15 protein-coding genes and 1 pseudogene are annotated in these 16449 nt (G+C 61.7%); 3 read left to right on the forward strand and 13 right to left on the reverse strand.

The window, feature by feature from the left end; translation table 11 throughout:
- Window positions 1–68: 68 nt before the first annotated feature.
- Both B5525_RS39385 and purL read right to left on the reverse strand, forming a co-directional pair.
- The gene (locus B5525_RS39385; RefSeq protein WP_079571557.1) at window positions 69–2471 is read right to left on the reverse strand and encodes a bifunctional diguanylate cyclase/phosphodiesterase; all 2403 of its coding nucleotides are present in this window, start codon (window positions 2469–2471) and stop codon (window positions 69–71) included.
- A gap of 115 nt (window positions 2472–2586) precedes the next feature.
- The gene (gene purL / locus B5525_RS39390; protein WP_079571559.1) at window positions 2587–4794 is read right to left on the reverse strand and encodes a phosphoribosylformylglycinamidine synthase subunit PurL; all 2208 of its coding nucleotides are present in this window, start codon (window positions 4792–4794) and stop codon (window positions 2587–2589) included.
- 161 nt (window positions 4795–4955) lie between these two features.
- Between purL and B5525_RS39395 the strand changes: the two genes are divergently transcribed.
- Entirely contained in the window at window positions 4956–5444 is a 489-nt protein-coding gene (locus tag B5525_RS39395) for a PaaI family thioesterase (RefSeq protein ID WP_079571560.1), read from the forward strand.
- 192 nt (window positions 5445–5636) lie between these two features.
- On the forward strand, window positions 5637–7049 hold the full coding sequence (locus tag B5525_RS39400; RefSeq protein ID WP_172900065.1) for a metallophosphoesterase family protein: 1413 nt from the start codon (window positions 5637–5639) through the stop codon (window positions 7047–7049).
- A 30-nt stretch (window positions 7050–7079) separates the two neighbouring features.
- On the opposite strand, the gene purQ is transcribed toward B5525_RS39400, so the two are convergent.
- The 4 genes from purQ to purC are packed head-to-tail and all read right to left on the reverse strand — an operon-like array spanning window position 7080 to window position 9063.
- Entirely contained in the window at window positions 7080–7781 is a 702-nt protein-coding gene (gene purQ, locus B5525_RS39405) for a phosphoribosylformylglycinamidine synthase subunit PurQ (protein ID WP_079571564.1), read from the reverse strand.
- The gene (locus B5525_RS39410; protein WP_079571565.1) at window positions 7778–8032 is read right to left on the reverse strand and encodes a hypothetical protein; all 255 of its coding nucleotides are present in this window, start codon (window positions 8030–8032) and stop codon (window positions 7778–7780) included. The genes purQ and B5525_RS39410 overlap by 4 nt, the downstream gene beginning before the upstream one ends.
- Before the next feature lie 12 nt (window positions 8033–8044).
- Entirely contained in the window at window positions 8045–8287 is a 243-nt protein-coding gene (gene purS / locus B5525_RS39415) for a phosphoribosylformylglycinamidine synthase subunit PurS (protein ID WP_079571567.1), read from the reverse strand.
- An 8-nt stretch (window positions 8288–8295) separates the two neighbouring features.
- A complete protein-coding gene (gene purC / locus B5525_RS39420; protein ID WP_008974302.1) occupies window positions 8296–9063 on the reverse strand; it encodes a phosphoribosylaminoimidazolesuccinocarboxamide synthase in 768 nt (255 codons plus the stop codon).
- 313 nt (window positions 9064–9376) lie between these two features.
- Between purC and B5525_RS39430 the strand changes: the two genes are divergently transcribed.
- Window positions 9377–9700 carry a DUF1476 domain-containing protein gene (locus B5525_RS39430; protein WP_079571570.1) on the forward strand — a complete coding sequence of 108 codons (324 nt, stop codon included), beginning with the start codon at window positions 9377–9379 and terminating at the stop codon, window positions 9698–9700.
- 65 nt (window positions 9701–9765) lie between these two features.
- Here the strand turns inward: B5525_RS39430 and cynS are convergent, their stop codons facing one another.
- The 7 genes and pseudogenes from cynS to B5525_RS39465 form a co-directional block, all read right to left on the reverse strand.
- Window positions 9766–10248 carry a cyanase gene (gene cynS / locus B5525_RS39435; RefSeq protein WP_079571572.1) on the reverse strand — a complete coding sequence of 161 codons (483 nt, stop codon included), beginning with the start codon at window positions 10246–10248 and terminating at the stop codon, window positions 9766–9768.
- A gap of 195 nt (window positions 10249–10443) precedes the next feature.
- Window positions 10444–11307: pseudogene (locus B5525_RS39440) on the reverse strand (ABC transporter ATP-binding protein); the annotation flags it as partial.
- Between the two features lie 4 nt (window positions 11308–11311).
- Complete coding sequence (ntrB, locus tag B5525_RS39445) at window positions 11312–12151, reverse strand: nitrate ABC transporter permease (RefSeq protein ID WP_079571575.1); 840 nt, start codon at window positions 12149–12151, stop codon at window positions 11312–11314.
- Between the two features lie 165 nt (window positions 12152–12316).
- Window positions 12317–13702 carry a CmpA/NrtA family ABC transporter substrate-binding protein gene (locus tag B5525_RS39450; RefSeq protein ID WP_079571577.1) on the reverse strand — a complete coding sequence of 462 codons (1386 nt, stop codon included), beginning with the start codon at window positions 13700–13702 and terminating at the stop codon, window positions 12317–12319.
- 92 nt (window positions 13703–13794) lie between these two features.
- Window positions 13795–14673, reverse strand: coding sequence for a sulfurtransferase (locus tag B5525_RS39455; protein ID WP_079571578.1), 879 nt, complete (start codon window positions 14671–14673; stop codon window positions 13795–13797).
- 57 nt (window positions 14674–14730) lie between these two features.
- Window positions 14731–15855: an acyl-CoA dehydrogenase family protein gene (locus tag B5525_RS39460; RefSeq protein ID WP_079571580.1), complete on the reverse strand. Its 1125-nt coding sequence runs from the start codon at window positions 15853–15855 to the stop codon at window positions 14731–14733.
- Between the two features lie 48 nt (window positions 15856–15903).
- On the reverse strand, window positions 15904–16446 hold the full coding sequence (locus B5525_RS39465; protein WP_079571581.1) for an OsmC family protein: 543 nt from the start codon (window positions 16444–16446) through the stop codon (window positions 15904–15906).
- Window positions 16447–16449 lie beyond the last annotated feature (3 nt).

Consider the following 16449-nt stretch of genomic DNA (forward strand, 5'->3'; position numbering starts at 1 on the left):
CATTCGGCCAATCTGCGAGATGCGCCGGTTTCCACCAGGAAAGTGAGGACGGTTCCGGGGTTTCGGTCTCAGGCGCTTCTTGCATGCGACAGGGAAACGTCGTCGCTCACGTCTGAACTGATATCCGCGTCCGTAAAGCGACGGAAGCTGCTGATCGCAGCCGGTCGTCCTAACAGATATCCCTGCACCTCGTCGCAAAGTTCCTCCCGCAGGAATTGTAATTCAGCATCGGTCTCGACGCCCTCGGCGAGCACGGGCAAGCCAAGGCCCCGGCCAAGCCCCAATACTGCCCGTACAATGGTTGCGGCCTGTCCGTTGGAATTAACCGACTTGATAAATGAGCCATCGATCTTGATCTTGTCGAACGGAAAAGCGCGCAAATTCGATAGCGAGGAATAGCCGGTGCCGAAATCGTCCATGGCGATGCGAATACCGAGCGCCTTGATTTGCCGCAATGTAGTCAGCGCCCGGTTGAAATCACGAACCAGCGCGGTCTCGGTGATCTCGATCTCCAAACGACGTGGCGGAAGGCCCGTTTCGAGCAGGATTTGGTGCAATTCTGCGACAAAACTGTCGTTGTAAAGTTGCGCTACCGAAACGTTGACGGCTATCATCAACGGTCGCGTCCATGTCGCGGCTTCGCGGCAAGCCGTCTTCAATACCCAATCCCCGATCTCCATGATCGCGCCGCTTTCCTCGGCAATCGGGATGAAAACGACGGGAGAAACATCACCGCGTGTCGGGTGCTTCCAGCGCAGGAGGGCTTCGAACCCGATAGTGGTCCCGCTCCGAATTTCCTTCTGGGGTTGGTACACCAGCCGCAACTCGTCGCGCGCTATCGCGTGTCGCAGATCATGTTCGAGCATCCGGCGTTCGCGAACTTCGGCCCCCATCTCTGCCTCGAAGAAACGATAGGTATTGCGGCCCTCGCTTTTGGCCCGATAAAGAGCCGTATCCGCGTGCGTGAGAAGTGACTGACTATCCGTCGCATCGTCAGGATAAAGGGCTATGCCGATGCTCGTCGAGATGCTGTTGGCTTCCGGCGTTTTGCTTGTCGCGCGCAGCGCCTCAAGGATACTTTCGGCAAGCCGGCCTGCGGCGCCCGGATTGGTTATTCCGGGCATCAGAACGGCGAATTCGTCGCCGCCCAGGCGCGCCATCATCTGACGCCCGCTGAGCAGTGCCTTAACGCGCGAAGCCACCGTCTGCAATACAACGTCGCCTGCGGCGTGGCCGAATAGATCGTTGACTTCCTTGAACCGGTCGAGGTCGAGGCACAGCACAGCGAAACTATTTCCATTGGTCAGGGCAAGTTCCTGGTCGAGCCTCGCGTTAAAATGACTGCGATTAGGAAGCGAGGTCAGTGCGTCGTGATGTGCGAGATAGCGTATGTGTTTCTCGGCCTCCTTTCGTGATTGCAGATCGCGAACAGCGACAACATGGTGAGGCCGTCCAGCAAAAATGATCGGCCGGAGGATCAACTCGACTGGCGTCATCAAGCCATCGAGATGGCGCAGTTCCGTTTCGACGGGTTCGCTGGATCCCGACAGCAGTTCAGCGCGAGCAACCGGGTTCGGAAAACAGCGCTCGAGCTTTGCCCCGACAAGGTTGGCAGCCGATAAGCCAGCCAGAGATGCAAAACTTGTGTTGATAGAGACGATCACCTCTCCGTCGCAGACCAGGAGCCCCTCGACGGATGCATTCGCGAGATCGCGCATCCGCTCGACTTCCAGTTCCGAGCGCCGATGATCGCGGATGTCGAGTACTACACCTGCAAACGCCAATCCGAGAATAGCGAGGCTCGCGATCGCAACTCCCGCCGCAAGCCATCCGGCTGGCAGCGCCGATGGCGAAACCTCGATGGCAGGATCGGGAATGATCGAAACGGCGCCCATCGCGGTGAAGTGGTGGCTGCAGATTGCGAGCGTCAGCAACAGGGCTCCGCCGATCCTCCATTTAAGCTTCTTGCCATGAAGACCGACAGGAAGGGCCACCGCGCCGATTACCGCACCCAGCGCGATCGATGCCGTAACGAGCACAGGGTCCCACAAGATGATGCCCGCGATTTCAAACGCAGCCATTCCTGTGTAGTGCATCGCCGCAATGCCGCCGGCAACGATGGCGCCGCCGACCCACGGCCCATGGCGCCAGTTCGGAGTGAGCGATACGGCGAGCCCGGCGCCGGTTAGCAGGATCGCCGCGATTAAGGACAAGACGGTTAATAGAATATTGTAACCACTGGGAATTCCTGGTGTGAACGCAAGCATGGCGATGAAGTGCGTCGCCCAAATACCGAAACCGGTGGATATGGCGGATACGGTTAGCCACACGTTTCGCATGTGACCGCGAAATTTGCGGGCGTGGCGAAGCAAATTGATCGCTGCAAATGAGGCCAGGACGCACACCAGCGCCGCGAGACCGACAAGCCTCAAATCGTGCGCGGTGGCAATGCAAGTATAAATCTTCAGCATTTGATAACCCGACAATGGCGGAAATACCGCGATTGCGGGCAACGGTACGGAAAACTCCGTAAGAACGGGTAAATGCAAGGATTCGAGCCAACAAGGCGGCTGGCGAAGGGACGTCTCAGCCCACGCTGCGGTTCATGTAGGCCGGAAACCAGCCCTCGAAGCCGGCTTTCAGCGATGCGATCGAGACCGGCGCTTCGCCTGGTATCGCGATCGTATCGCCGCCGGTGGTGCCGATCCGCACGCACGGCACTTCGCAGCCTTTCATCTTCGCCAGCACGAGGCCGGCGTCTTCCGCGCGCACCGTGACGATGTAGCGTGCCTGGTCCTCGCCGAACCACCAGGCATGCGGCACGATGGAGGCCGGCGCCGCCAACAGCTGCGCGCCGATGCCGCTTGCTATTCCCATCTCGGCCAGCGCGATCAGAAGTCCGCCGTCGGAGAGATCATGCACCGCGGTCGCGGTGCCGGCATGGATCATCCCGCGCACCACGTCGCCATTGCGCTTCTCGGCGGCCAGATCGACCGGCGGCGGCGCGCCCTCTTCGCGGCCGCAGACGTCACGCAGGTAAACCGATTGGCCGAGCCAGCCATGGGTTTCGCCGATCAGAAGGATCGCCTCACCCTCCGACTTGAAGGCCAGCGTCGCGGATTTGGTAAAATCGTCGAGCAGGCCGACGCCGCCGATCGAGGGCGTCGGCAGGATGCCGCGACCATTGGTCTCGTTGTAGAGCGAGACGTTGCCGGACACGACGGGGAAGTCGAGCGCGCGGCAGGCTTCCGAAATGCCCTTCAGGCAGCCGACGAACTGGCCCATGATTTCGGGACGTTCCGGATTGCCGAAATTGAGATTGTCGGTGATGGCGAGCGGCCGGCCGCCGACGGCGGTGATGTTGCGCCAGGCCTCCGCCACCGCCTGCATGCCGCCCTGATACGGATCGGCCTCGCAATAACGCGGGGTCACGTCGACCGTCAGCGCCAGCCCCTTCGGCCCCTCCTGCACCCGCACCACGGCGGCGTCGCCGCCCGGACGCTGCACGGTATTGCCGAGAATGACGTGGTCGTATTGCTCCCACACCCAGCGTTTCGAGCACAGTTCGGGCGTGGCGATCAGTTCTTCCAGCGCCGCCGAAACAGTCATTGGCGCCGCGACGTCGCGCGCGTGGATCACCGGTAGCGGCGGCGAGGCCACATGCGGCCGGTCGTAGAGCGGCGCTTCGTCGCCCAATTCCTTGATCGGCAGGTCGGCCATCACGTCGCCGCCATGCTTGACCACGAAGCGTTTGCTCGGCGTGGTGTAGCCGACGACCGCGAAATCCAGCCCCCATTTGCGGAAGATTGCTTCCGCCTCTTTTTCCTTCTCGGGTTTGAGCACCATGAGCATGCGCTCCTGGCTTTCCGAGAGCATCATCTCATAGGCGCTCATGCCGGTTTCGCGGGTCGGCACCGCGTCGAGATCGAGATCGACGCCGAGATCGCCTTTGGCGCCCATCTCGACCGCCGAACAGGTGAGGCCCGCCGCGCCCATGTCCTGGATCGCGATCACGCAATCGGCTTCCATGATTTCGAGGCAGGCCTCTAACAGCAGTTTTTCCGCGAAGGGATCCCCGACCTGCACGGTCGGGCGCTTCTCGGCCGAATCGTCGTCGAACTCCGCCGAGGCCATCGAGGCGCCGTGAATGCCGTCACGGCCGGTCTTGGAGCCGAGATAGACGATCGGCATGTTCACGCCGGAGGCGGCTGCGTAGAAAATCTTGGTGGTTTCGGCGAGGCCGACCGCCATCGCGTTGACCAGGATGTTGCCGTCATAGCGGGTGTGGAAACGCACCTGCCCGCCCACCGTGGGCACGCCGAACGAATTGCCGTAGCCGCCGACGCCGGCGACCACGCCGGAGACCAGATGCCTCGTCTTGGGATGTTCCGGCGCGCCGAAGGAGAGCGCGTTGAGGCAGGCGATCGGCCGCGCGCCCATCGTGAACACATCGCGCAAAATGCCGCCGACCCCGGTGGTCGCGCCCTGATAGGGCTCGATGTAGCTCGGATGGTTGTGACTCTCCATCTTGAACACCACCGCCTGGCCGTCGCCGATGTCGATGACCCCGGCATTCTCGCCCGGCCCCTGGATCACCCAGGGCGCCTTGGTCGGCAGCCCCTTGAGATGCAGCCGCGACGACTTGTACGAGCAGTGCTCGTTCCACATCGCCGAGAAAATCCCGAGTTCGGTGAAGCTCGGCACCCGGCCGATCAGCTTCAGGATGCGCTCATATTCATCCGGCTTCAGGCCGTGGCTGGCGACGAGTTCGGGGGTGATCTGCGGCTGGTTCATGAGGCCTTATTAGGGAGATCGGGAGGGGTGGAAAAGGCCTTTTATGGCGCAATTCCACCCTGTCCAGAGCTTTGCGGGCGCGCCATGCGGCCGTGAGGGTTTGCACATCGGGTGTGGATCGGATTTAAGACTTCAATTGCTGAAATAAAGGGGCCAATCGCTTGGACGACCTGACCAAAACCGCATTCCACCGCCGCCCCGATCTGCACGTCGAAACATCAGGCGAATTCGCCGGCTGGCGCACCTGGAGCCGGGACAATTTCGAGACCCATAACGGTCCGTTCTACCACCGCATGGAGGAAGACGGCCAAATCCGCTGCGCCTTCCGAGTCGAAAAGAAACATCTCAACGGCGCCAGCAACGTCCATGGCGGCGCCTTCATGTCGTTTGCGGATTACTGCCTGTTCGCGATCGCAGGCCCAGTGCTGCAGGGACCGGCGGTGACGGTCTCCTTCGGCTGCGAATTCCTCGACGCCGCGCGCGAGGGCGAGCTGGTCGAAGGCACAGGCGAAATCACCCGCGCGGGAAGTTCGATGATCTTTTTGCGCGGGATGCTGAAATCCGCTGAACGCCCGCTGTTCACGTTTTCCGGCACTATCAAGCGGGTGCAGCGGCGCTCGCTGCCGGTCCCGAGCAACGACGCCAGATAGGGCCTCGACCTCACTTCCGGGCCCCAAGGTGGCCGCTCCGCCCATCGCAGAGGCTGGAAACCGTCTCGTAGCTCCCATCGCCACCCTTCGTTGCAAATCCGGCCACGACCCATGTAGAGTTTCCAATCCGTTTCGGACTTGGAACTCGAGGGGGGTCCCATGCGCGTGCAACAACCCGTCCGTGATCGTAACATGTCGTTGTGGCAATCGGCGGTTCGGCAGACGCTCATCAACCGTGGCGATCTTTCGGATAGCGACAAGAACCAGGCCGAATACGGCGTGTCCCTGCACGCGCAATCCGAGCAAACCGGCAAGCCCCCTGTCGTAACAGCAGCGCTGCCGCAAGGCGCTGGCCAGTCGAAGGTGGGCCCGCCCGCCAAGATCGCCGAAGCTTCCAAGGGCACGTTTGATGCGCTTCAAGCGCATCAGAAAAACGACGCGGCTGCTCCCGGGCTGTTCTCGGAGCTGCATGATTTCGTGATGAAATACAGCAGCTGGGATATCCAAGGCTGGGTTCAGTGCGGCTGGTATTACATGAAGTATTACGTACTCGCGCACCTGCCCCCGAGCTACAACGACTGGCAGGCGCATGCGCCGGCGGACATCAATTTCGGCGTCATCGACTATCTTCTGCCGAAGAACAGCCGCGTCCTGATGATCGGCGATTGGGGCACGCATATGCCCGATAATGCCGCGCTGCTCCGCCAGGCGCTCAAGCAATTCAAGCCCGACGTCATCATTCATCTCGGCGACGTCTACTATTCCGGCACGGTGGAGGAGTGCACCGCGAATGTCCTGGATGTGCTGGACGCGATCATGGCTGATGTGAAGCCGGAAAAGCGGCCGGCGTTCTTCACCATTCCCGGAAACCACGATTATTACTCGGGAGGCGCTGGCTTCTATCGCACGATCGGCAAAGTCAATTCCGGCATTGCCGGCTGTACCCAGCAGGCCAGCTATTTCTGCCTGCGTACTGAAGACGATAGATGGCAATTCCTCGGCATGGACACCGGCTATGGCGATCGCAATCCGGTCGAACAACAGGCGCCGATACTTCAGGTCCATGAAGGCGCCTGGCATCGCGACAAGCTGGAAACATTCAAGGGAACGACAATTTTGCTGTCACACCACCAGCTCATCTCGGCGAAGGAAAAACTGAACGGCGGTCAGCGGCCCTATCTCAACGAGAATCTCTACGCGACGTTCAAACAATATTTCGATCGCATCGCGGCCTGGTACTGGGGACACGAACACAATTTTATTTTATTTCAAAACGACCTGGCGATTCAGAAGGGCGACCCGCCACTCAAGAAAGGTCGGCTAATCGGCTGCAGCGCCTATGAGGAAACGCAAAGTGCAAATCCCTATGCGATCAACAATCCACCCGCAAAATTCATCAAGAATATGCCGCTCCTGAAGCTGTCGGACTACAAAACCGGCTTGCAGAGCTTCTATAATCATGCCTTCGCGGTTCTCGAGGTCGCGCCTGAAAAGATCAAGGCGAGCTATTACGAATATCCGAGCTGGGGAGTGACTGGCGGGCCGTCCGAGGAACCGGGGATCGGCGCACCCTTGTATCAGGAAGAGTTGAAGCCGATGCGCTGATGTCAAGCGCCGCAGAAGCTGTTCGACGGCTTACGCCGCGCGTTCCAGATGCGCCACGAGGCCGGCGAACAGGCCGCGACCGTCGGTGCAGCCCATGATGTCTTCGACATGGTTTTCCGGATGCGGCATCATGCCGAGCACGTTGCCGGTGCTGTTGACGATGCCGGCAATCGAATGCGCGGCGCCGTTGATGTTGGCGGCGGCGTCGACCACGCCGTCGGGCGAGCAGTAGCGGTAGAGCACCCTGCCGTCGCCTTCGAGCTGCTTCAGCGTCTCTTCGTCGGCCTCGTAATTGCCCTCGCCATGGGCGATCGGCACCCGAATGACCTGGCCGGCATTGTAGCCGCGCGTGAACGGCGTATCCGAGCGTTCGACCCGCAGATGCACGTCATGGCAGATGAATTTCAGCCGCGCATTGCGCATGAGCACACCGGGCAACAGCCCCGCCTCGCACAGGATTTGAAATCCGTTGCAGACGCCGAGCACGAGACCACCATCGGCCGCGAACGCCCGCACCGCGTCCATCACCGGCGCGCGGGCGGCGATCGCCCCGCAGCGCAAATAATCGCCGTAGGAAAATCCGCCGGGCACCACCACGAGGTCGGTACCCCTGGGCAGCGCGGTCTCGGCATGCCAGACCATCGCCGCTTCGTGGCCCGAGGCGAGCTTGAGCGCGCGCGCCATGTCGCGCTCGCGATTGATTCCGGGAAAGACAAGAATGGCTGATTTCATAAGGTGGGTGTGTCGCTCAGTTCAAGACGCCGCTCGATCCGGTCCAACTTCCCCTCATGCCGAACCAGCGTCGCGTGGATGCCTGAAATTTCCTGGAAGACGCTCGTGATTTCCTGCCGAAGGCCGTTCTGAGACGTCCGCGATGCCTGCATCTCCTGCCTGAGCTCGTCGAGCTTGCCATCGACCTGCGCCAGCCGCGCCTGGACCGATTTCAGCACCTCAGACATAAGATCCGCCGTCGAGTCGGCCATCTTCGTCCGTCCTTAAGCTTTCACCTCAATAGCATAATTCTCGATCACTGTGTTCGCCAGCAGCTTGTCGGCGGCGGCTTTCAGCGCCGCCTCCGCCTTGGCCTTGTCGGAGCCCGAAAGCTCGATGTCGAACACCTTGCCCTGGCGGACGCTGGCGACGCCATCGACCCCGAGCGATTTCAGCGCGCCCTCGATGGCCTTGCCCTGCGGATCGAGAATGCCCGACTTCAGTGTAACGGTAACGCGCGCTTTCACGTCCTGCCTCAGCTCTTGACCAGCACCGGGCCGGAGCCCGCCGGCCGTTCGTTCTCCATCAGGATGCCCAACCGCTTTGCGACCTCGGTATAGGCCTCCAGGAGGCCCCCTAGATCCCTGCGGAAACGGTCCTTGTCGAGCTTCTCGTTCGACTTGATGTCCCACAGCCGGCAGGAATCGGGGGATATCTCGTCGGCGACGATGATTCGCATCATCTCGTTCTCGAACAGGCGCCCGCATTCCATCTTGAAATCGACCAGGCGAATGCCGATGCCCAAAAACAAACCAGTGAGGAAGTCGTTGACGCGAATCGCCAGCGCCATGATGTCGTCGATTTCCTGCGGCGTCGCCCAGCCGAAGGCGGTGATGTGCTCTTCCGACACCATGGGATCGTTGAGCTGATCGTTTTTGTAATAGAATTCGATGATCGAACGCGGAAGTTGGGTGCCTTCCTCGATCCCCAGGCGCTGCGACAGCGAGCCCGCCGCCACGTTCCGCACCACCACCTCCAGCGGCACGATCTCGACCTCGCGAATCAGCTGTTCGCGCATGTTGAGCCGGCGGATGAAATGGGTGGGCACCCCGATATCGTTGAGGTGCTGAAACAGGTACTCCGAAATCCGGTTGTTGAGGACGCCCTTGCCCTCGATCACCTGGTGTTTCTTGGCATTGAACGCGGTCGCATCGTCCTTGAAGTGCTGAATTAGTGTACCAGGCTCCGGACCTTCATAGAGGACCTTGGCCTTGCCTTCATAAATGCGGCGCCGACGGCTCATTGGGATGTACCGTGTGTTGTTGAAATCCATGAATTTGGGTGCTCCGGATGACCTAGGGATTGCGACCCACGACGGAGCTGCCGTGAAGGCCTGGGACAGGAAACAGAACGAGAACCGAGCCTGGAATCCAACCTATCTGATTGGTCTACCCAGCACAATCGATCCGGTCCTCCTCGAGCTGAGTTTTACCGTGCTGCCTGCGGCTTCGAGGCCGTTGTTTTAACCATTTCATCCCGTTATCTAAGCGCCCAGGCAGGCTGCCGCAACGAGGCGGTCATCACCATTTTCGGCTCTAGGGATCGGAACCCAGGAAATGACCACATTCGACAAGCGCGAGGAAGGTTTCGAGAGGAAGTTCGCCCTCGACGAGGAGCAGAAGTTCAAGGCCGAAGCCCGCCGCAACAAGCTCCTCGGCCTGTGGGTGGCGGAGAAGCTGGGCCTGTCAGGGGAAGCCGCCAATACCTATGCCAAGGACGTGATCGCCGCCGAGTTCCAGGAAGCCGGCGACGCCAACGTGGTCGGCAAGGTCATGAGCGACCTCAAAGCCAAGGGCATCACCATCGCCGAGCGCGAACTGCAGGCGAAGATGGAGCAACTGACCGCGCAGGCCGTCGCCGAGGTGAAGGCGGGGAAGTAAGGGGCGAATAGTGGGTGGCGAATGGCGAATAGGGAAAACTCCATTCGCCACTCGCGTCTTGGTCCTCACCCCTCCTTGAAGCCGTATTCCGGCACGTTGCCGCTGGCGCCGTAATATTTGTACGGCAGGAATTTGCCCGACATCGTGATCTTGACGCGGTCACCCTTCGGATTGGGCAAGCGCTCCATCACCATGTCGAAATCGATTGCCGACATGATGCCGTCGCCATATTCCTCCTCGATCAGCGCCTTCCAGGCAGGACCATTGACCATCACCAGTTCGTAGAAGCGGTAAATCAGGGGGTCGGTCGGCGGCATCGGCATGCCGCGCATCGGCACCTCGTTGAGCATCGCGGTCTCGGATTTTGACAGCCCGAACAGCTCGCCGGCGTTCGCGGCCTGCGGCTTGGTCAGCTTCATCTGGCCGAGGATGGCGCCGACGATCAGCACCTCCGAATAGCCGCCGATCTTTTCGCAGATATGCTTCCAGCTCCAGCCCTTCTCGCGCTTGATATCGAGCAGCTTTTCGGTGAGGTCGGATCGCTTCATGTGTGGTCTCCCTTGCATTCGTCGTGCCCGGGCTTGTCCCGGGCATCCCATGTCTTGATCGTCAGTCTAGGAAGACGTGGATGGCCGGGACCTGTCCACGCCAGAGGCTTCGACGGGCTTCGACTGCTTGTCCGCCGAAGCTTTCGCGTAGGCGGGCAGGCCCGGCCGTGACGTCTGTTTTGTTTCCTCGGAACCCGAGGCAATGACCAGTTCCGGCTTGCCGATCCGCACCATCGGCACATGGCGCGGATCGTGGCCGGGCATTTCGGTCGCAAAATTCCTGCTGCGGCTGACCAGGAAATCGACGATGTGGTTGCGTAGCGCGTAGTACAGCGGGTGCCGGTGCAGATCGCTGCGGCCGCGATCCTTCGGCAGCGGATTTTCCACGATTTCGGCCAGCACCGCGCCGGGGCCGTTGGTCATCAGGAAGATCCTGTCGGCGAGATAGATCGCCTCGTCGACGTCATGGGTGATCATGAACGCGGTCTGCCCGGTTTCGAGGCAAATGCGCCGGACCTCGTCCTGCAGCGTGCCGCGCGTCAACGCGTCCAGCGCCGAGAACGGCTCGTCCATCAGCATGATTTTCGGCGTGATCGAGAGCGCGCGCGCAATGCCGACGCGCTGTTTCATGCCGCCGGACAATTCCGACGGACGCTTGTGCTCGGCACCGGTGAGGCCCACGAGATCGATGAAGGTCTGCGCGTGCGCCTTGACCTTGGCGCGGTCCCAGTTGCGCCATTTCGAGGTCACGGCGTAGGCGACGTTGCCGAGCACGGTGCGCCACGGCAGCAGCGCATGGCTCTGGAAGATCACGGCGCGGTCGAGGCTCGTGCCCTCGATCGCCTGCCCGTCCACGATCACCGTGCCTTCGCTTGGCTGGTCGAGGCCGGCGAGAATGTTCAGCACCGTGGTCTTGCCGCAGCCCGAGTGGCCGATCACGCAGCCGAACTCGCCGCGCGGCATCGACAGCCAGAGATTTTCGAACACGGCGATCTCGCCACCAGCCGCGCCCGGATAGCGCTTTGCGATGCCCTCGATGGAGATGAATTTGTCGGTCATCCCATCACTCCGGGAACGTGACCATGCGTGTGAACCGCGCGAGGATCTGGTCCAGCAGCATGCCGACGAGGCCGATCAGGAAGATGGCGATGATGACGTTGGTGATCGAGAGGTTGTTCCACTCATTCCAGACGAAATAGCCGATGCCGGTGCCGCCTACCAGCATCTCGGCGGCGACGATCACGAGCCAGGCGATGCCGATCGAGATCCGCATGCCCGTCAGGATCGTCGGAGCTGCCGCCGGCAGGATCACGGTGAAAGCGCGCCTGATGGTGCCGACCTCGAGGGTACGGGCGACGTTGATCCATTCCTTGCGCACGGCGGCTACGCCGAACGCGGTGTTGAGCAGCATCGGCCATACCGAGCAGATGAAAATGACAAAGATCGCCGACAGGCCGGAATCCTTGATGGTGTAGAGCGCCAGCGGCATCCAGGCGAGCGGCGAGATCGGCTTCAGAATCTGGATAAACGGATCGAGCGCCTTGTTGATCAAGGGCGACATCCCGATCAGGAAGCCGAGCGGGATCGCGACCAGCACGGCGAGCAGATAGCCCACGCCCACGCGCGCGATGGAATAGCCGAGCTGGATGCCGAGGCCCTTGTCGTTCGGCCCGTTGTCGTAGAACGGCCGCTTGAGGTGCTCCCACAATTTGGCGCCGACATCGAGCGGGCCCGGCATCACCGACTTGCCTTGCGTCGCGGTCAGCCCCATCAGCCTGGCATATTCCGGGCTCATAACGGCGGTGGCGCCGGTGCCGCGCGTGGCAAGATGCCAGACGCCGATGAAGGCCAAAAACAGCGCGACCGAAACGATCGCCGCACGAAAGCGCAGCGAGGCGGTCATGAGATGCGGCCCCTCAGCGAGTCGTCCCGGCGAAAGCCGGGACCCATACGCCGTGAAGTTTCGTTCGGCAAAGTGGGAGAGACCTTCTTCATCAAACAATGCCGGTTGTCATGGGTCGCGGCTTTCGCCGGGACGACGGGTGTACATGTGGCGCCGCCTCACCCCTCACGATGCCTTCCTGATCTTGAAGCTGTTGACGTAGTCCTCGGGCTTCGCCGGGTCGAAGATCTTGCCCATTACCGAGAACGACTTGTAGGCCGTCGCCGGTGGCGCCAGCCCCATCTCCGCCATCACCTTGGCGGTGTCGGTGGCGAGATAGACCTGTTCGGCGACGCCCTTGTAATCGACATCGCCCTTGATCTGGCCCCAGCGCTTCATCTGCGTGAGCATCCAGACCGCGAAGGACTGCCAGGGGAATGGATCGAAGTCGACGCGCTTGGCGTCGGTCTTCACGCCGCCGAGACCGTCGGCATAGGTGCCGGTCAGCACCTGTTCCAGCACGGTGACCGGCGCGTTGATATAGTTCGCGGGCGCGATGGCTTCCGCGATCTCCTTGCGATGCTCGGCTTTCGAGGCGTAGGCGGTGGCGTCGACGATCGCCCTGGTCAGCGCGGCAAAGCTCTTCGGCGAGGTCGTGATGAATTCCCGGCTCGCGGCAAAGCTGCAGCAGGGATGGCCGTCCCAGATTTCCTTCGACAGCATGTGCATGAAGCCGACGCCGTCATAGATCGCGCGCTGGCAGATATTGTCGGGCGCGAGGAAACCATCGATGTTCTCGGCGCGAAGGTTGGCGACCATTTCCGGCGGCGGCACCGATCGCAGCTGCACATCGGTGTCGGGATCAAGGCCGTTTTCCGCGAGATAATAGCGCAGCAAGTAATTGTGCATCGAGTAGTCGAAGGGAATGGCGAACTTCATGCCCTTCCAGTCCTTCGGGTCGCGCTTGTCCTTGTGCTTGATCGCGAGCGTGATGCCCTGCCCGTTGATGTTCTCGATCGCAGGCACCGTGAACGGGACCGCATTCGCGCCGAGACCGAGCGAAATCGCCAGCGGCATCGGCGCCAGCATGTGCGCCGCGTCGTATTCTTTGTTCAGCGTCTTGTCGCGGATCACCGCCCAGCCGGCGGTCTTCACCACCTCGACGTTGAGGCCGTACTTGCTGTAGAAGCCGAGCGGTGCGGCCATGATGATCGGCGTCGCGCAGGTGATCGGAATGAAGCCGACTTTTAAGTCTTTCTTCTCCGGCGTGCCCGCGTCGGCAAAGGCCTCGGTCGCGGTCTTGATCGGGAAGAACTGCGAAATGGCAGCGAGTGCGGTCGAAGCACCGACTGATTTCAGGAACGCCCGGCGGGCGACATCCTGCGGAAACATCGCGCGCATCACCGCGGATGCCACCACGCCCTCGTAACGCTCTTCCTCCGAGGGCGCCGGCTCGCAGCGCATTTGCGGCGCCGCGCGGTCATGTTCTTCTGCAGAGCGATGCCGGCCGCAAGCGCAGCCCGCTCGCGACAGCCCGCGGTCGGCGTCAAAGGGATCGTCGAAGGTGGACATGCCCCAGTCCTTATATGTGCGCCGAAACAGGCTTCAGCGGATCACCGCCCGGCCGCACGAGCGCGGCCAGGCGGTGAAAAAACATGCACTTTCTATGCCGCTTTTTCGGTCAGCCTGACGTCCGTGGGCAGGCCTTCCTCGATCGGCAACGACGGATCGCGCGACCACTCGTTCCAGGATCCGAAATACATCCGCACATCCTTCACGCCGGCGTTCTTGAGGGCGAGGAAGGTGTTGGATGCCCGCGCGCCCTTGAAGCAATAGAGATAGACCGGGGTGTTCTCGGTAATGCCGACGGTGGCGCATTCCGCCAAAATCTCGTCCTTCGACTTGAAGCGCGGCCCTTCGCCGGTCGGCTTCATCATGCGGTACCATTCCAGCCAGACGGCGCCGGGGATGCGGCCCTTGCGCGGGCAGAAATCCTTGCCGTAGGGCGAAGAGCTTTCGCCGATCCACTCATCGACGTCGCGCACGTCGAGCAGCGCGATGCCGGGCTTTCCGACTGCCGCCAGCATGGTCTTGGCGTCGATCAGGATGTCGCCGGCTTCGGGGATGATCGCAAACGACGCCGGCGCCGGTTTCGGCACGTCGGTTGTGACCGGCAGGCCCGCGGCGGCCCAGGCATCGAAGCCGCCATGCAGCACCTTGACCTTGGGATAGCCGAGCATGGCCAGGAGATAATAGCCGCGGCAGGACTGGCCGAAGCCGGAATTCATCGACTGCTCGTAAATGACGGCGGTCTCGTTGCCCGACAGCCCGGCCTTGCCGAACGCGTCGGCGAATTTCGTCTTCAGCTCCTGCATGCCCTCCGGCGTCGAGGTGGCGAGATAGGTGAAGATCTCGTGCACATTGACCGCATTCGGGAGATGCCCGGCGGCATAGGCATCGGGATTTCGCGTGTCGATGATCACGCAGGGTTCTTTCGACTTGAGTTCGGCGAGTTCGCCGGCAGAAATCAGAACGTCCGTCATGTCAGGCCTCTCCTGTTGTGGTTGAAGGTTAGGGTGGATCCGGGGTCCGTCTAAAACTCACATATCTGCCAGCATCTTCCGAAGCTGCTTGGTCGCCGGCGTGACGATCGCGACGAAATAGGCCTCGCGCAGTCTTCTCTGCGCGCGATGGCTCATCAGATAGCCGCGCGCGCCGCAATGAAGCATCGCCGCGTGCGCGGCTGCGACGCTGGCATCTCCGGCCTGCAGGCGAAGCGCGACGACCGCGCGCCAATAGCCATCGTCCGCGTTGAAGGGATCGCGCGCCAGCTGCATGGTCTCGCCTTCGAGATCGGAAAGCACCTCGAGGAAGTCGGTCGGCTGTTGCGGCAGGAAGCGGTTGACGTGGCCAAGCGAGCCGCCGACTTCCTTCATGATCGCGATGCAATCTCGGATCAGGCCGATCGCCATGCCGGCCTGCAGCAGGATAAAACCGGCGCGGATCTTCTTCACGAACGAACCGGCGGCTTCCGCCAGGATCAGAGCGCGGGGAACGAACACATCGCGGAACTGCACGCCATAGGTGCCGGTGCCATCCATCGCCAGGAACGGCTTGCACGGCTGCAGCGTAATGCCGGGATCGGAACAATCGGCGAGAAACATCACGATCTCGCCGGGCTTGTCCTCGACCTCGAAAATGGTGCCGAAGAAATGGTCGGGACCGAGGTTCGATACCCAGGGCAGCGCGCCGCGCACGACGTAGCCGCCGTCGACCTTGCGGCCCCTGAGTTTCAGCTTCTCGATGCCGAAGAAGCTCTTCATTGGGTTGGAAAGCCCGGTGCCGCCGAGAGTTTTCCCCGCCACGACGTCGTCCGTGAACCGCGCGAGCGCCGGATTGTCGGAATTGAAAGCGTACCAGGCGAGCGTATCCTGGCACCACGCCATGAAGGCGGTGGCGCCGCAGACCTCGCCGATCGCCGCCATCGACTGGATGGCGCAGCGCAGATCGGCCGCGCCAATATTGTTCGGCCGGTGGCTGCCCCAGGCGCCGGCATCGCCGAAACGCCGCAGCAATTCGGCCGGATAAATCTTGCCGCTGTCGATGTCGGCCGCCAGCGGCGCAAGGTCCTTGCGCGCGACGGCAGCGACCGCATCGGCAACCGATGTCGACGAAACATGGCGATCTTCGTCGACCAATACACGCGATGCGGCCACTGGGTTCATCACACTCTCCGAACGATGCGTTTTTTGAGAAGCAACACTCGCGGGCGGTTACGCGCTGACCTCGAGATTGACCGGCCGCGTGAAGGTGTTGGCGACCGGCGACCACTTCTTGACGTGGGCCACCAGCGCGTCGATGTCGGCCTTCGGAACGCCCTCGCATTCCATGTCGACCTTGACGCGCACATCGGTGAAGCCGACCGGCTTCTCGCTGACGTCGCCGGTGCCCCACACCGCCGTGATGTTGAGGTCGCCTTCGAGCTCGAGTTCGAGCTTGTTGACAGTCCAGCCGCGATGCACGGCATTGGCGTGCAGTCCCACGGCGAGGCAGGAACCAAGCGCGGCGAGCGAGGCCTCCGACGGATTGGGCGCGGTGTCGTCACCCAGAAGCCCCGGCGGCTCGTCGACGATGTAGGGCGGAAGGTTGCGGATGTAGTTGGCGTGGCGGAACTTGCCCTCGGCCACGGTCTTGCATTTCAAGGTCTTGATGACCTTCGGATTGGCTTTGCCGTTCTCGATGAGCTTCTCGAGGCCTTGCCTGTCGATCGGGGCAAGGCAGCCTGTAAGCACTGTTTTTTGAGCGACCGCGGTCATCTA

The organism is Bradyrhizobium erythrophlei (assembly GCF_900129505.1).
Classification (GTDB): domain Bacteria; phylum Pseudomonadota; class Alphaproteobacteria; order Rhizobiales; family Xanthobacteraceae; genus Bradyrhizobium; species Bradyrhizobium erythrophlei_D.

Excerpts from the sequence above, each read along its gene's own strand:
- B5525_RS39385 (WP_079571557.1), bottom strand. The coding sequence starts at position 2,471 with ATGCTGAAGATTTATACTTGCATTGCCACCGCGCACGATTTGAGGCTT.
- purL (WP_079571559.1), bottom strand. The coding sequence starts at position 4,794 with ATGAACCAGCCGCAGATCACCCCCGAACTCGTCGCCAGCCACGGCCTG.
- B5525_RS39400 (WP_172900065.1), top strand. The coding sequence starts at position 5,637 with ATGTCGTTGTGGCAATCGGCGGTTCGGCAGACGCTCATCAACCGTGGC.
- purQ (WP_079571564.1), bottom strand. The coding sequence starts at position 7,781 with ATGAAATCAGCCATTCTTGTCTTTCCCGGAATCAATCGCGAGCGCGAC.
- B5525_RS39410 (WP_079571565.1), bottom strand. The coding sequence starts at position 8,032 with ATGGCCGACTCGACGGCGGATCTTATGTCTGAGGTGCTGAAATCGGTC.
- purC (WP_008974302.1), bottom strand. The coding sequence starts at position 9,063 with ATGAGCCGTCGGCGCCGCATTTATGAAGGCAAGGCCAAGGTCCTCTAT.
- B5525_RS39430 (WP_079571570.1), top strand. The coding sequence starts at position 9,377 with ATGACCACATTCGACAAGCGCGAGGAAGGTTTCGAGAGGAAGTTCGCC.
- cynS (WP_079571572.1), bottom strand. The coding sequence starts at position 10,248 with ATGAAGCGATCCGACCTCACCGAAAAGCTGCTCGATATCAAGCGCGAG.
- ntrB (WP_079571575.1), bottom strand. The coding sequence starts at position 12,151 with ATGACCGCCTCGCTGCGCTTTCGTGCGGCGATCGTTTCGGTCGCGCTG.
- B5525_RS39450 (WP_079571577.1), bottom strand. The coding sequence starts at position 13,702 with ATGTCCACCTTCGACGATCCCTTTGACGCCGACCGCGGGCTGTCGCGA.
- B5525_RS39455 (WP_079571578.1), bottom strand. The coding sequence starts at position 14,673 with ATGACGGACGTTCTGATTTCTGCCGGCGAACTCGCCGAACTCAAGTCG.
- B5525_RS39460 (WP_079571580.1), bottom strand. The coding sequence starts at position 15,855 with ATGAACCCAGTGGCCGCATCGCGTGTATTGGTCGACGAAGATCGCCAT.
- B5525_RS39465 (WP_079571581.1), bottom strand. The coding sequence starts at position 16,446 with ATGACCGCGGTCGCTCAAAAAACAGTGCTTACAGGCTGCCTTGCCCCG.